Source organism: Cupriavidus sp. HPC(L) (assembly GCF_000307735.3).
In the GTDB taxonomy this organism is placed as follows: domain Bacteria; phylum Pseudomonadota; class Gammaproteobacteria; order Burkholderiales; family Burkholderiaceae; genus Cupriavidus.
Window position 1 is genome coordinate 1 of the sequence record NZ_AMPR02000015.1, and the last position, 14,558, is coordinate 14,558.

General features: G+C 67.2%; 12 protein-coding genes. 7 read left to right on the forward strand and 5 right to left on the reverse strand.

What is annotated here, in order from left to right; all coding sequences use genetic code 11:
• The first annotated feature begins 97 nt into the window (after positions 1–97).
• The 5 genes from B551_RS01995 to dut all read left to right on the forward strand — a co-directional run bounded on the left by B551_RS01995 (position 98) and on the right by dut (position 6,695).
• Positions 98–1,114 carry a bifunctional riboflavin kinase/FAD synthetase gene (locus B551_RS01995; protein ID WP_023263376.1) on the forward strand — a complete coding sequence of 339 codons (1,017 nt, stop codon included), beginning with the start codon at positions 98–100 and terminating at the stop codon, positions 1,112–1,114.
• A 117-nt stretch (positions 1,115–1,231) separates the two neighbouring features.
• On the forward strand, positions 1,232–4,150 hold the full coding sequence (ileS, locus tag B551_RS02000; RefSeq protein ID WP_023263377.1) for an isoleucine--tRNA ligase: 2,919 nt from the start codon (positions 1,232–1,234) through the stop codon (positions 4,148–4,150).
• Positions 4,150–4,674, forward strand: coding sequence for a signal peptidase II (gene lspA, locus B551_RS02005; protein WP_006578057.1), 525 nt, complete (start codon positions 4,150–4,152; stop codon positions 4,672–4,674). The genes ileS and lspA overlap by 1 nt, the downstream gene beginning before the upstream one ends.
• 94 nt (positions 4,675–4,768) lie before the next feature.
• Positions 4,769–5,968, forward strand: coding sequence for a bifunctional phosphopantothenoylcysteine decarboxylase/phosphopantothenate--cysteine ligase CoaBC (coaBC, locus tag B551_RS02010; protein WP_006578056.1), 1,200 nt, complete (start codon positions 4,769–4,771; stop codon positions 5,966–5,968).
• A gap of 226 nt (positions 5,969–6,194) precedes the next feature.
• A complete protein-coding gene (gene dut, locus B551_RS02015) occupies positions 6,195–6,695 on the forward strand; it encodes a dUTP diphosphatase (RefSeq protein WP_006578055.1) in 501 nt (166 codons plus the stop codon).
• A gap of 25 nt (positions 6,696–6,720) precedes the next feature.
• On the opposite strand, the gene B551_RS02020 is transcribed toward dut, so the two are convergent.
• The 4 genes from B551_RS02020 to clpS form a co-directional block, all read right to left on the reverse strand.
• Positions 6,721–7,575, reverse strand: a complete 855-nt coding sequence (locus tag B551_RS02020; RefSeq protein ID WP_006578054.1) for a VOC family protein — start codon at positions 7,573–7,575, stop codon at positions 6,721–6,723.
• 64 nt (positions 7,576–7,639) lie between these two features.
• A complete protein-coding gene (locus tag B551_RS02025) occupies positions 7,640–8,632 on the reverse strand; it encodes a tripartite tricarboxylate transporter substrate binding protein (RefSeq protein WP_043436878.1) in 993 nt (330 codons plus the stop codon).
• Positions 8,633–8,785: 153 nt separating this feature from the next.
• Complete coding sequence (gene clpA / locus B551_RS02030) at positions 8,786–11,083, reverse strand: ATP-dependent Clp protease ATP-binding subunit ClpA (protein WP_006578052.1); 2,298 nt, start codon at positions 11,081–11,083, stop codon at positions 8,786–8,788.
• Positions 11,080–11,406 carry an ATP-dependent Clp protease adapter ClpS gene (gene clpS / locus B551_RS02035; RefSeq protein ID WP_006578051.1) on the reverse strand — a complete coding sequence of 109 codons (327 nt, stop codon included), beginning with the start codon at positions 11,404–11,406 and terminating at the stop codon, positions 11,080–11,082. Before clpS ends, clpA begins: the two co-directional genes overlap by 4 nt.
• A 469-nt stretch (positions 11,407–11,875) precedes the next feature.
• Between clpS and B551_RS02040 the strand changes: the two genes are divergently transcribed.
• A complete protein-coding gene (locus B551_RS02040; protein WP_006578050.1) occupies positions 11,876–12,082 on the forward strand; it encodes a cold-shock protein in 207 nt (68 codons plus the stop codon).
• A gap of 297 nt (positions 12,083–12,379) precedes the next feature.
• Here B551_RS02040 and icd read toward each other — a convergent pair whose 3' ends face one another.
• The gene (gene icd, locus B551_RS02045) at positions 12,380–13,630 is read right to left on the reverse strand and encodes an NADP-dependent isocitrate dehydrogenase (RefSeq protein WP_023263378.1); all 1,251 of its coding nucleotides are present in this window, start codon (positions 13,628–13,630) and stop codon (positions 12,380–12,382) included.
• Positions 13,631–13,895: 265 nt separating this feature from the next.
• Between icd and B551_RS02050 the strand changes: the two genes are divergently transcribed.
• On the forward strand, positions 13,896–14,558 hold a 663-nt coding region (locus B551_RS02050), incomplete at its 3' end, for a pseudouridine synthase (protein WP_023263379.1).

Genomic DNA, 14,558 nt, shown 5'->3' on the forward strand with positions numbered 1-14,558 from the left:
CCCGCGCGCGCCGCACGGTCTTGTGCCGCAACGCGGGGCAAAGCGCCCGTTCCCTTTATAATCCAGCCTTTATTCCTAACCGTTTGTCGCCGTCCTCGTGAAAGTCTTCCGCGGCCTGCCCAATGCCGAGAGCCGGGCACCCTGCGCACTCACCATCGGCAATTTCGACGGGGTGCACCGGGGCCATCAGTCCCTGCTCGCGCGCGCGCGCGCGGCCGCCGACGCGCGCGGGCTGCCGCTGTGCGTGATGACCTTCGAGCCGCACCCGCGCGAATTCTTCACGCCGGACCGCGCCCCGACCCGCATCGCGCTGCTGCGCGACAAGCTCGAAAGCCTGCGCCGCAACGGCGTCGACCGCGTGGTGGTCGAGCACTTCAACGCCCATTTCGCCGCCCAGTCCCCCGAGGCCTTCGTCGAGAACGTGCTGTGGCACGGGCTGCATGCGCGCTGGGTGCTGGTCGGCGACGACTTCCGCTTCGGCGCCAGGCGCGCCGGCGACTTTGCCTATCTGCAGCAGGCCGGCAAGCGCTACGGCTTCGATGTCGAGCAGATGGGCTCGGTCTCGGAAGGCGGGGTACGGATTTCGAGCTCGGCGGTCCGCGAGGCGCTGGCCGCCGGCGACCTCGAGCATGCCCGCCGGCTGCTGGGCCACGGCTATGCGATCAGCGGGCATGTGGTCCACGGCCGCAAGCTGGGCCGCGATCTCGGCTTTCCGACGCTGAACCTGCGCATTCCGCACAAGCGCCCGGCCGTCAACGGGATCTTCGTGGTACAGGTGCACGGCCTCGCCGACGGCCCGCTGCCGGGCGTCGCCAGCATCGGCGTGCGCCCGACCGTCGAGGACGCCGGACGGGTACTGCTGGAAGTGCATCTGTTCGATTTCGACCGTAGCGTCTACGGCAAGCTGGTGCGGGTCGAATTCATCAAGAAGCTGCGCGACGAAGCGCGTTTCGACTCGCTGGAAGCGCTGACCGCGGCGATCGCCAAGGATTGCGCCGACGCCCGCGCCTTCTTCGGCCTGACCGAGCCCGACGCGCAAGGCGCGGCGGGCGCCGCGGGTACTGCCGGCACGCCCGCGGTGCGCACCACCTCGGCCACGGACCGAATTAGCTAGCGGCCGGCTTTCGCCGCGCATGCGCGCGCAGCCGGGTCACCGCCGACCCTGCCTCATTTATTGCGCCAGCCCGCACCGTCCGGCCTGCGCGCTCACCGAATCGCCCTGAGAATCGTCATGTCCGACACCAAGCAAGCCAAGGCCGGCGCCAAGCCGGAGAACAAGAACGCCGAGAAGAACAAATACCCGGTCAACCTGCTCGACACCCCGTTCCCGATGCGGGGCGACCTGCCCAAGCGCGAGCCGCTGTGGGTCAAGCAGTGGCAGGAAAAGAAGATCTACCAGGCAATCCGCGCGGCGCGCCGAGGCGCGAAGAAATTCGTGCTGCACGACGGCCCCCCGTACGCCAACGGCGACATCCACATCGGCCACGCCGTCAACAAGGTCCTGAAGGACATGATCATCAAGGCCCGTGGCCTGAGCGGGCTCGACGCCGTCTACGTGCCGGGCTGGGACTGCCACGGCATGCCGATCGAGATCCAGATCGAGAAGCAGTACGGCAAGGGCCTGCCGGTGCAGGAGGTCCAGGCCAAGGCGCGCGCCTACGCGACCGAGCAGATCGCCCGCCAGCGCAAGGACTTCGAACGGCTGGGCGTGCTGGGCGACTGGGACGACCCCTACCTGACGATGAACTTCAGCAACGAGGCCGACGAGATCCGGGCGCTGGGCAAGATCCTGGAGAAGGGCTACGTCTTCCGCGGCCTGAAGCCGGTCAACTGGTGCTTCGACTGCGGTTCGGCGCTGGCCGAGGCCGAGGTCGAGTACAAGGACAAGACCGACCTGTCGATCGATGTCGGCTTCCCGTTCGCGGAGACCGACAAGGTCGCGCGCGCCTTCCACGTGCCGCTGGAAACGCTGTCGTCCAGGCCCGGCTGGATCGTCATCTGGACCACCACGCCGTGGACGATCCCGTCGAACCAGGCGCTGAACCTGCATCCGGAGGTCGAATACGCGCTGGTCGACACACCGCGCGGCTTCCTGATCCTGGCCACCGAGCGCGTCGAGGAACAGCTCAAGACCTATGAGCTCGAAGGCAAGGTCGTCGCGACCTGCTCTGGCGCGGCGCTGACCGAGGTGCGCTTCCACCATCCGCTGGCCAAGATGGACCCGGGCTACGAGCGCACCTCGCCGGTCTACCTCGGCGACTATGTGACCACCGATACCGGCACCGGCATCGTCCATTCGGCGCCTGCCTACGGCATCGAGGACTTCCAGTCCTGCAAGGCGCACGGCATGCGCGACGAGGACATCCTGAGCCCGGTGATGGGCGACGGCGTCTATGCCAGCTGGCTGCCGCTGTTCGGCGGCCTGTCGATCTGGGACGCGAATCCGCGCATCGTCGAGACGCTGAAGGCCTCGGGCAACCTGTTCAACTCGCACCGCTACGAGCACAGCTACATGCACTGCTGGCGGCACAAGACGCCGATCATCTACCGCGCGACCTCGCAATGGTTCGCCGGCATGGATGTGGTGCCGGCCGACAACGGTCCGACGCTGCGCGAGACCGCGCTGGCCGGCATCGAGGCGACCGCGTTCTACCCGTCCTGGGGCAAGCAGCGGCTGCACAACATGATCGCCAACCGGCCGGACTGGACGCTGTCGCGCCAGCGCCAGTGGGGCGTGCCGATGGCCTTCTTCGTCCACAAGGAAACCGGCGCGCTCCATCCGCGCACGCCGCAGCTGCTCGAGGCCGTGGCCAGGAAGGTCGAGCAGCACGGCATCGAGGCCTGGCAGACGCTGGACGCCACCGCGTTCCTGACCGAGCTGGGCGAAGCCGACGCCGCGATGTACGAAAAGAACCGCGACACGCTGGACGTCTGGTTCGACTCGGGCACCACGCACTGGACGGTGATCCGCGGCTCGCACCGCGAGGACCTGTACGATGCGGCCGCCGATACGCCGGACGGGCGCCTGGCCGACCTCTATCTGGAAGGCTCGGACCAGCACCGCGGCTGGTTCCACTCGTCGCTGCTGACCGCTTCGATGCTGTACGGCAAGCCGCCCTACAAGGCGCTGCTGACGCACGGCTTCACCGTCGACGGCGAAGGCCGCAAGATGTCGAAGTCGGTCGGCAACACGGTGTCGCCGCAGGACGTCGCCAACAAGATGGGCGCCGAGATCATCCGGCTGTGGGTGGCGTCGACCGATTACTCCGGCGAGCTGTCGATCTCCGACGAGATCCTGAAGCGCGTGGTCGAGGGCTACCGCCGCATCCGCAATACGCTGCGCTTCCTGCTGGCCAACCTGACCGACTACGACCACGCGCGCGACGCGCTGCCGCCGTCGGAATGGCTGGAGATCGACCGCTACGCCGTCGCGCTGACCGCGCAGCTGCAGAAGGAAGTGCTGTCGCACTACGACGTCTACGAGTTCCACCCGGTGGTGGCCAAGCTGCAGACCTTCTGCTCGGAGGACCTGGGCGGCTTCTACCTGGACGTGCTGAAGGACCGGCTCTATACCACCGCGCCGGACTCGAAGGCGCGCCGCGCCGCGCAGAACGCGCTGTTCCACATCACGCAGGCGATGCTGCACTGGATGGCGCCGTTCCTGTCGTTCACCGCCGAGGAAGCGTGGCAGGTGTTCGCCCACGGCACCGAACACGCCGACACGATCTTCACCAGCACCTACTACACGGTGCCGGAGATCGACCAGGCCGACGACCTGCTGCAGAAATGGCACACGGTGCGCGCGGTGCGGGCCGAGGTCACCCGGCAGCTGGAGGCGGTGCGGACCGAGGGAAGCATCGGCTCGTCGCTGCAGGCGGAGGTCTCGATCCAGGCCGGCGGTCCGGCGCTGGAGGCGCTGGCCAGCCTCGGCGACGACCTGCGCTTCGTGCTGCTGACCTCGGCCGCGACGGTGTCGCCGGCGCCCGAGGCCGGCGACCTGCTGGTGACCGTGCATCCGTCCGGCCACGCCAAGTGCGAGCGCTGCTGGCACTATCGCGAGGACGTCGGCCACGACGCCGCGCATCCGACCCTGTGCGGCCGCTGCACCAGCAATCTGTTCGGTGCCGGCGAACCGAGGAGCCACGCCTGATGGCCGCGACCACCCGTACCGCCCGCGGCCGCGCCGCCAGCAACAAGAGCCGCAGCGGCACGCCGCTGCTGTGGCTGGCCTTCGCCGCGCTGGTCGTGGTGCTGGACCAGTTCTTCAAGATCGTGATCGTGCGCAGCTTCGACTATGGAGAATCGCGCCCGGTCACCGGCTTCTTCAACCTGGTGCTGGTCTACAACAAGGGCGCCGCGTTCAGCTTCCTGGCCGACGCCGGCGGCTGGCAGCGCTGGTTCTTCACCGGATTGGGGCTCGCGGTCGGCGCCTTCATCGTCTGGCTGCTGTTCCGCCATGCCGGCCAGCGGTTGTTCAGCCTGGCGGTGTCGCTGGTGCTCGGCGGCGCGATCGGCAACGTGATCGACCGCATCGTCTACGGCCATGTGGTCGATTTCCTCGACTTTCATCTGCGCGGCTACCACTGGCCGGCGTTCAACGTCGCCGACTGCGCGATCACGGTCGGCGCGGTGCTGCTGATCGTCGACGAATTCCGGCGGGTGCGCCGGCACTGAGCCGGATCCGAAGGAAGCGCCGACAGGCAAGCCGGCGCGTCCTCCGGCACGCCGGTATCATCGACTCCCCTCCCCTCGCATCGAAGGCCCTTCCATGGATCTGCGCGGCAAACATCTCGTACTCGGGCTGACCGGCGGCATCGCCTGCTACAAGTCGGCCGAGCTGGTCCGGCTGCTGACCAAGGCCGGCGCCACCGTTCAGGTGGTGATGACGGACGCGGCAACGCAGTTCATCACGCCGGTCACGATGCAGGCGCTGTCAGGGCGGCCGGTGTTCACCTCGCAGTGGGACGGCCGGATCGCCAACAACATGGCGCATATCGACCTGTCGCGTGAGGCCGATGCGATCGTGATCGCGCCGGCCTCGACCGATTTTCTCGCGCGGCTGGCCAATGGCCTGTGCGACGACCTGCTGTCGACGCTGTGCATCGCGCGCGATTGCCCGCTGCTGGTGGCGCCGGCGATGAACCGGCAGATGTGGATGGCGCCCGCGACCCAGCGCAATATCGCGCAGCTGCGCGCCGACGGCGTCGCGGTGCTGGGCCCGGGCAGCGGCGACCAGGCCTGCGGCGAGGTCGGCGATGGCCGCATGCTCGAACCCGAGGAGCTGCTGGACGATATCGTCGCCCACTTCCAGCCCAAGGTGCTGGCCGGCCGCCGGATGCTGATCACCGCCGGGCCGACCTTCGAGGCGATCGACCCGGTGCGCGGCATCACCAACCGCTCGTCCGGCAAGATGGGCTTCGCCCTGGCGCGCGCGGCGCGCGAGGCCGGCGCCGACGTGCTGCTGGTGGCCGGCCCGACCGGGCTGCCGACCCCGCGCGGCGTCGCCCGCATCGACGTGCAGAGCGCGCAGCAGATGCACGACGCGGTACTGTCGCAGCTGCGCGGCACCGACGTGTTCGTCGCGGTGGCCGCGGTGGCCGACTGGCGCCCGGCCGAGGTGTCCGAGCAGAAGCTGAAGAAGGCCAACGACACCGACACGCCGACGCTGCGCTTCGTGCAGAACCCCGACATCCTGGCCACCGTGGCCGCGCGGGCCGATGCGCCCTATTGCGTGGGGTTCGCCGCCGAGAGCGAGAACCTGGAGCAGTACGGCGAGCAGAAGCGCCGCCGCAAGGGCGTGCCGCTGCTGGTCGGCAATATCGGCCACCATACCTTCGGCCTGGACGAGAACGAGATCGTGCTGTTCGACGAGCGCGGCGCGACGCGCCTGCCGCGCGCGGACAAGCTGTCGCTGGCGCGGCAGCTGATGACGGCGATCGCCGAGCGGCTGCCGGCCGAGCGGCCTTGATCAGGCCTGACCGGCTTGATGGAGCTTCGATCTGGCTTGATTGCCTTCGTCAGCCTCGCGAACCTCGCCGAATTCCCGGTTTTCTCCCCTCTCCCGCTTGCGGGAGAGGGGCTTGGGGGAGAGGGAAACCGCGGTGACATTGCCGCTGTGGTTTGGCCCCCCTCTCCCCAACCCTCTCCCCCTGAGGGGAGAGGGAGAACACAATCTCCTTTCCGACCCGACTCCGATGACCCCTTCCCCGAACCCGACCGTCGAAATCAAGATCCTTGACGCGCGCCTGCACCAGTGGGGCCTGCCCAGCTATCAGAGCGACATGGCCGCCGCGATCGATCTGCACGCCTGCCTGGACGCCCCGCTGACGATCGAGCCCGGCACGCCGGCGCAACTGGTGCCGGCCGGCATCGCGGTGCATATGGGCAACCCGTATATGGCGGCGACGATCGCGCCGCGCTCGGGGCTGGGACACAAGAAAGGCCTGGTGCTGGGCAACTCGATCGGCGTGATCGATGCCGACTACCAGGGCCCGATCATGGTCAGCGTCTGGAACCGCAACGCGCCGGGCACCGAGCCGATCGTGATCCAGCCGGGCGAGCGTATCGCGCAGATGATGTTCGTGCCGGTGCTGCGCCCGGTATTCACCACGGTGGAAGCGTTCTCGAGCGAATCGGCGCGCGGCGCCGGCGGTTTCGGCTCGACCGGCGTCCATCACGGCGGCGCGGCGGCCTGACGGCCGCCTACGCAGCCCTGCCGCCTCAGCGCTGCTCGAACAGCAGCGCGACGCCCGCGGCGGCGTGGGCCGGAATCAGCGTCTCGGTCGCGCTCAGGTCGAGGCTGGGAACGCCCGCCTCCCGCCACAGCGCGCGCGCCTGCTCCAGCGAGGTGGTACGCAGCCGGATCGCGGCATAGCCGGGCACCGCCTGGCGGATATGGCCGGTGCCGGTCGCCGCGGCAAGCGCCTGCGGGGTGGACAGCACCAGCGTCGCATCGCCGACGGCCAGGCTGCAGACGTGCTCGCTCAGCTGGGTCAGCTCGGCGCCCATCAGTTCCGCATAGGCGCGCGCGGCGGCATCGACCAGCGATGGCGCCACCACCAGGAACATCGTCCCGATTGCCTGCGCGCCATTGGCGTGCGTCATCCATTCCGGCCGCCACAGCAGCTCCGGCGTGCGGTGCTCGCACAGGAAGAAGCGCGCGCCCGGCGCATCGTCCATCGCCGTGACACGGAAGATCGCCGGGTGTTCGGAGCCATCGTCCAGCCGCACCGGACGCGAGAATTCGACCGGCTCGGCGGTATGCCAGCCGCCACCGCGCAGCGCCGCGGCATCGGCCACCGCATCGTCGCTGCGGCACGACAGCGCCGCGCAGCCGCCGCCGTGCTGCTGGCTGTGCCAGTAGTACTGCAGCGCCTCGCCGGGGCCGTCGACATGCATCAGCTCGAGATAGTCGCGAGCCAGCATCACGCAATGGTTCTGCGAGCCCAGCGTATGAAAGCCGCGCGGCGTCAGCGTGAAGCCGAGCCGCTGCCAGGTCTGCGCGGCGGCATCGAGGTCGGGGCAGATCACGACGGCATGGTCGAACTGGCGCTGGGCTGCGAGGGTCGCTGTCATTGCCACTGTCCTTGCGTCACGTTGGGTCGATTGTCGGATCGAACTCGGATCGATCGCGGATCGATCATTCGAACTGGAGATTGGCATGGCGGGCCACCGCCTGCCACCTGTCGTGCTCGCGCCGGACCAACTGGCCCAGCGCTTCCGGTGTGCCGGCCACGGGCTCGAGTCCATGCGCGGCCAACGCCGAGGCGACCCGCGGCGCGCGGATCGCGTTCGACAAGGCACCATGCAGGCGGCCGACCATGGCCGGCGGCAGTCCGGCCGGACCGAACACGCCGATCCAGCCATAGGCCTCGAAGCCCGCCAGGCCCTGTTCCGCGACCGTGGGCACCTGCGGCAACTGCGCCAGCCGGCGCTCGCCGGTCACGGCCAGCGCCTTCAGCGTGCGCGTCTGCAGATGGGCCTGCACGGCCGCGTAGCTCGCCAGCACCAGGTCCGCCTGGTCCGACAGCACGGCCTGCACCGCCGGTCCGGTGCCCTTGAACGCGACGTGCCGCCACGACGCCCCGCCCTCGCTCGCCAGCGCCTGCGCGGCCAGCTGATTGAGGCTGCCGGGGCCGGGCGACGCCACCCGGATCGCTTCGTCGCGCTGCCGCCCGAGGCCGATCAGCGCACGAATATTGTCGACGGGCAACGAGGGATGGACCGCCACCACCAGCGGATGGCGCGCCAGCTGGGAAATCGGCGTGAAGTCGCGGAAGGTGTCGTACGGCAGCTGCTTGTAGGCGATCGGCTGCAACGCGAGGCTGTCGAACGCCATCAGCAGCGTCTGCCCATCGGGCCTGGCCCGCGCCACCGTCGCCGCGGCCTGCAGGCCGGCCGCGCCGGGACGGTGATCGACCACCACCGGCTGGCCGAGCGCCTGCTTCAGCCCCGGCTGCAACTGGCGCGCGACCACGTCGCCGCTGCCGCCCGGCGGGATCGGCAGCACCATCGCCACGTGACCGCCGTAGGTGCTCGCGGACTCGCCCGGCAAAGCGTGGGCGATCAACGGGATCGGGGACGTCGCGGCCAGCGGCAGCGACTTCAGCATCAGACGACGCAGGCGAAACATCGGTGGCTCGTTCAGCTTGCCGGCAGGCATCGGCGCCGTGCGCGGCCAAATGAATAGGGGCGGCATCGCTGCCGCCCCGTACTATTTTGCCGAAGGATAGCATGGAACTCGCGTGGCGGGCCCGTCCGGCCCGCCACCCGCCCCGGGCCTGGATCAGGCCTCCGCGCGTTGCTCGCTTTCCGGCGCCTCTGGCGGCTCGGTATCGATCTCGGCGAACTCCAGCTTGATCTGGTCCTTGTCGTCCAGATCGACCACGACCTTGCCGCCCGACGCCAGCTGGCCGAACAGCAGTTCGTCGGCCAGCGCCTTGCGGATCATGTCCTGGATCAGCCGTTGCATCGGACGCGCGCCCATCAGCGGATCGAAGCCCTTGCGCGCCAGGAACTTGCGCAGCTTCTCGGTGAAGCTGGCCTCGACCTTCTTCTCGTGCAGTTGCTCTTCCAGCTGCATCAGGAACTTGTCGACCACGCGCAGGATGATTTCCTCGTCCAGCGAGCGGAAGCTGATGATCGCGTCGAGCCGGTTGCGGAATTCGGGCGTGAACATCCGCTTGATGTCGGCCATCTCGTCGCCCTGCTCGCGCGACGACGTGAAGCCGATCGTCGCCCGGTTCATCGTCTCGGCGCCGGCGTTGGTCGTCATGATGATGATCACGTTGCGGAAGTCCGCGCGCCGGCCGTTGTTGTCGGTCAGCGAGCCGTGGTCCATCACCTGCAGCAGGATGTTGAAGATGTCCGGATGCGCCTTCTCGATCTCATCGAGCAGCAGCACGCAATGCGGCTTCTTCGTCACCGCCTCGGTCAGCAGCCCGCCCTGGTCGAAGCCGACATAGCCCGGGGGCGCACCGATCAGACGGCTGACCGCGTGGCGCTCCATGTACTCGGACATGTCGAAGCGGATCAACTCGATGCCCATGATGAAGGCCAGTTGCTTCGCCACCTCGGTCTTGCCGACACCGGTCGGACCGGAAAACAGGAACGAGCCGATCGGCTTGTCGGTCTTGCCCAGGCCGGCGCGCGACATCTTGATCGCGGAAGCCAGCGCCTCGATCGCCGGGTCCTGGCCGAACACCACCGACTTCAGGTCGCGGTCCAGCGTCTGCAGCTTGCTCCGGTCGTCCTGGTTGACGCTCTGCGGCGGGATCCGCGCGATGCGCGAGACGATGTCCTCGATCTCGCCCTTGCCGATGGTCTTCTTCTGCTTGGACTTCGGCAGGATCCGCTGCGCTGCGCCAGCCTCATCGATCACATCGATCGCCTTGTCGGGCAGATGCCGGTCGGTAATGAAGCGCGCCGACAGCTCGGCCGCCGCGGTCAGCGCCGCCGACGCGTACTTGACGCCGTGGTGCTCCTCGAAGCGCGACTTCAGGCCGCGCAGGATCTGCACGGTCTGGTCGACCGACGGCTCGACCACGTCGATCTTCTGGAAGCGCCGCGAAAGCGCTGCATCTTTCTCGAAGATGCCGCGATATTCGGTGAACGTCGTCGCCCCGATGCACTTGAGCTGGCCCGACGACAGCGCCGGCTTCAGCAGGTTGCTGGCGTCGAGCGTGCCGCCCGACGCGGCGCCCGCGCCGATCAGCGTGTGGATCTCGTCGATGAACAGGATCGCGTTCGGGTTGTCCTTCAGCGATTTGAGCACGCCCTTGAGCCGCTGCTCGAAGTCGCCGCGATACTTGGTGCCGGCCAGCAGCGCGCCCATGTCCAGCGAGTAGACGACCGCCTTCTCGAGGATGTCGGGCACCTCGTTCTTGGTGATGCGCCACGCCAGGCCTTCGGCGATCGCGGTCTTGCCGACGCCGGCCTCGCCGACCAGCAGCGGATTGTTCTTGCGCCGGCGGCACAGGACCTGCACCACGCGCTCGACCTCGCTCTCGCGGCCGATCAGCGGATCGATCTTGCCGGCCTTGGCCAGCGCGTTCATGTTCTGGGTGTACTGCTCCAGCGGGCTTTCCTTGCCGTCGCCGCCTTCGCCCTCGGCCGTACCGTCGCCATGCTTGGCCGGCTCGGACTGATCCTTGCGGATGCCGTGGCTGATGAAGTTGACGACGTCGAGCCGCGTCACGCCCTGCTGCTGCAGGTAATAGACCGCGTGCGAATCCTTCTCGCCGAAGATGGCCACCAGCACGTTGGCGCCTGTGACTTCCTTCTTGCCGTTGGAGGTCGACTGGACATGCATGATCGCGCGCTGAATCACGCGCTGGAAGCCGAGGGTCGGCTGCGTGTCCACCTCGTCGGTACCAGGCACGACGGGGGTGTTGTCGACGATGAAATTCTTCAGGCTGGTGCGCAGGTCCTCGATATTGGCCGCGCAGGCGCGCAGAACTTCCGCTGCGGTCGGGTTGTCCAGCAACGCCAACAGCAGGTGCTCCACGGTGATGAATTCGTGGCGTGCCTGCCTGGCCTCGACGAAGGCCATATGCAGGCTGACTTCCAGTTCTTGCGCAATCATGCTTCCTCCATCACGCACTGCAGTGGATGACCTGCCTGCCGCGCGTGCGTTGACACCAGCTCGACCTTCGTCGCGGCGATATCCCTGGTATAGATACCGCAGACTCCCTTGCCTTCCCGATGCACGGTCAGCATGATTTGCGTCGCCGTTTCTCGGTCCCTGCTGAAATACTGTTGCAGGATCATGACGACAAACTCCATCGGAGTGTAGTCGTCGTTCAACAGGACGACCTTGTACATGGCCGGCGGTTTGAGCGCCTGCTCTTTCCGCTCCAGTACGGTGCCTGCATCGCGTTGTGGGACATTCGCCAGCCGTGTAGCCATGGCTTTATTCTAACCCCTCCGCTCAAGTCTGCAATTTGGGCAAAAGCTGTCGGTTTCAAGGGCAAGCTTCCAATTCCGGACCATTCCTCGACCCTCGAACCACGCCGCCCGACGCAGCGGCCAATGGCGTGCCCGAGGGCGTGCCCTGGAGCGTTCCGGGACGCTGCGCGAGCCGTCACAGTAGCACGGTTGCGAGCCGTCCCATTCCTGCCACATTGGCGTCAGGGTGGGGAATGTGCCGTCTTGACAGTCTGATTGTTTGCCAGAAGAATCGTTCGGACATTCAGGTCCGGTCCCGCGAGCCAAAGCAACAGACCGGACCTCGAGTGCTCCGTGAGCAGGGAGGCCTACGGAGCCAGCAGCGGCGCCTCGACAGAGGCGCTGCGGTGTTTGGTGCAACCCCTCGTTGCAGCTGCCGCTGGCCTGAGCGCCCCCCTGTTTGAAATCTGTTTTTTCGTTGGGGGAGTTTATGGCAAGCGGTACGGTCAAATGGTTCAATGATGCCAAGGGCTTCGGGTTTATCACCCCGGACGACGGTAACGAAGAACTGTTTGCGCACTTTTCGGCTATCCAGATGAATGGCTTCAAGACCCTGAAAGAGGGCCAGCGCGTTTCGTTCGAAATCGTGCAAGGTCCGAAGGGCAAGCAAGCCACGAACATCCAGAGCGCCGCCTGAGCGCGACATCGCGACCGCACCCGCCGGCAGAGCGCGCGGCGGTCGCTACAGGCTTCGACGACAGGCGTCCGGCGGGGGCAATCGAATCATCGATTGCCGAGGCGCAAGTCATTGAATCCTGGGGAAAGGGCCCGGCAACGCCGGGCCTTTTCCATTCCATTGCCGTCCATTCCATTCCCGCGGTTTAAAGCCGGCTTGAAAAAACAAACCCCCGCTACCTGACGGCAACGGGGGTTTTTCGTCAACGCGGTGCGTCGCGCAGCCAGAGGGGCAGCGCGACGCCAGCGAAGCCGGCGATTACATATTGTCGATCATCACCTGACCGAAGCCCGAGCACGAGACCTGCGTCGCGCCTTCGAGCAAGCGGGCGAAGTCGTACGTGACCTTCTTCGACAGGATCGACTTCTCCATCGACGAGATGATCAGGTCCGCGGCCTCGGTCCAGCCCATATGGCGCAGCATCATTTCGGCCGACAGGATTTCCGAACCCGGGTTCACGTAGTCCTTGCCGGCGTACTTCGGCGCGGTACCGTGGGTGGCTTCGAACATCGCCACCGAGTCCGACAGGTTGGCGCCCGGCGCGATGCCGATGCCGCCGACCTGCGCGGCCAGCGCGTCGGAAACGTAGTCGCCGTTCAGGTTCAGCGTCGCGATCACCGAGTACTCGGCCGGACGCAGCAGGATCTGCTGCAGGAACGCGTCAGCGATCGCGTCCTTGACGATGATGTCCTTGCCGGTCTTCGGGTTCTTGAACTTGCACCACGGGCCGCCGTCGATCAGTTCGGCACCGAATTCCTTCTGCGCGAGCTCGTAGCCCCAGTCGCGGAAGCCGCCTTCGGTGAACTTCATGATGTTGCCCTTGTGGACCAGGGTCACCGAGGGCTTGTCGTTGTCGATCGCGTACTGGATCGCCTTGCGGACCAGGCGCTGGGTGCCCTGCTTCGACACGGGCTTGACGCCGATACCCGAGGTTTCCGGGAAGCGGATCTTCTTGACGCCCATTTCGTTCTGCAGGAAGGCGATGACCTTCTTGGCCTGCTCGCTTTCGGCTTCCCATTCGATACCGGCGTAGATGTCTTCCGAGTTCTCACGGAAGATCACCATGTCGGTCTTCTCGGGCTCGCGCACCGGCGAAGGCACGCCCTTGAAATAGCGCACCGGACGCAGGCAGACGTACAGGTCCAGCTGCTGGCGCAGCGCGACGTTCAGCGAGCGGATGCCGCCGCCGACCGGCGTGGTCAGCGGGCCCTTGATCGAGACCACGTATTCGCGGAGCACGTCCAGGGTTTCGTCGGGCAGCCACACATCCGGGCCATAGACCTTGGTCGACTTCTCGCCGGCGTAGATCTCCATCCACGAGATCTTGCGCTTGCCGGCGTAGGCCTTGGCCACGGCCGCGTCCACCACCTTGATCATCACCGGGGTGATATCGAAGCCGGTACCGTCGCCTTCGATATAAGGGATGATCGGATTGTCCGGAACATTCAGCGAGAGATCCTGGTTGACCGTGATCTTCTCACCGGCCGGGACCTTGATGTGTTGGTACATGACGTCTCCAGTACGGAACGGGGGTTTTGGAACGGCCGGCGGGTTCGTGACCAGACGGCGAAATGCGGGCCTAGCGGGAGGCATTGTAACGGCCCTCGCGACACCGGCACTGCTGCATCGCGAGACTGCGCCCTATTTGAGTCTTATATAAGACACAAGACCGGTTTCGTATTATGCAGCAATTTTTCATCATCCGCCATCCCGGACCGGCCCTTGCGCCGCGCGCGCTGCGGCATACTGGCGCCTTTCCCGCACCGGTTGCCCCATGACCCTGATCGCCCTGAACAAGCCGTTCGGCACCATGAGCCAGTTCTCGCCCCATCCGAGCCGGCAGACGCTCGCCGACTGGATCGCGATGCCGGACGTCTACCCGGCCGGCCGGCTCGACGCCGACAGCGAAGGGCTGCTGCTGCTGACCGACGACGGCGTGCTGCAGGCGCGCATCGCCGATCCGCGCCAGAAGCTGGCCAAGACCTATCTGGCGCAGGTCGAAGGCGTGCCGGACGAGGCCGCGCTGGCCCGGCTGCGCGCCGGCCTGGATCTGGGCGACTTCCACACGCTGCCGGCACAGGCCACGTTGATCGACGAGCCCGCTTTCCTGTGGCCGCGCACGCCGCCGATCCGCTATCGCGCGGCGATCCCGACCCAGTGGATCGAGATCGTGGTCCACGAGGGCAAGAACCGGCAGGTGCGGCGGATGACCGCGGCAGTCGGCCACCCGACGCTGCGGCTGGTCCGGGTCGGCATCGGTGCGCTGGACCTGCGCCAGCTCGGCCTGGCGCCGGGGCAATGGCAGGAAGTCGCGCCGCAAAGCCTCGGCATGACCGGGCCCGCCCGCGGTGCGGCGGCCGTGCGGCCCCGGCCCAATCCGGGCCGCACCGGTGGACGCCGCGCGAACACGGACCGCACGGAGACGGCCCGCACTGCC

Excerpts from the sequence above, each read along its gene's own strand:
- ileS (WP_023263377.1), top strand. The coding sequence starts at position 1,232 with ATGTCCGACACCAAGCAAGCCAAGGCCGGCGCCAAGCCGGAGAACAAG.
- lspA (WP_006578057.1), top strand. The coding sequence starts at position 4,150 with ATGGCCGCGACCACCCGTACCGCCCGCGGCCGCGCCGCCAGCAACAAG.
- coaBC (WP_006578056.1), top strand. The coding sequence starts at position 4,769 with ATGGATCTGCGCGGCAAACATCTCGTACTCGGGCTGACCGGCGGCATC.
- dut (WP_006578055.1), top strand. The coding sequence starts at position 6,195 with ATGACCCCTTCCCCGAACCCGACCGTCGAAATCAAGATCCTTGACGCG.
- B551_RS02020 (WP_006578054.1), bottom strand. The coding sequence starts at position 7,575 with ATGACAGCGACCCTCGCAGCCCAGCGCCAGTTCGACCATGCCGTCGTG.
- B551_RS02025 (WP_043436878.1), bottom strand. The coding sequence starts at position 8,632 with ATGTTTCGCCTGCGTCGTCTGATGCTGAAGTCGCTGCCGCTGGCCGCG.
- clpA (WP_006578052.1), bottom strand. The coding sequence starts at position 11,083 with ATGATTGCGCAAGAACTGGAAGTCAGCCTGCATATGGCCTTCGTCGAG.
- clpS (WP_006578051.1), bottom strand. The coding sequence starts at position 11,406 with ATGGCTACACGGCTGGCGAATGTCCCACAACGCGATGCAGGCACCGTA.
- B551_RS02040 (WP_006578050.1), top strand. The coding sequence starts at position 11,876 with ATGGCAAGCGGTACGGTCAAATGGTTCAATGATGCCAAGGGCTTCGGG.
- icd (WP_023263378.1), bottom strand. The coding sequence starts at position 13,630 with ATGTACCAACACATCAAGGTCCCGGCCGGTGAGAAGATCACGGTCAAC.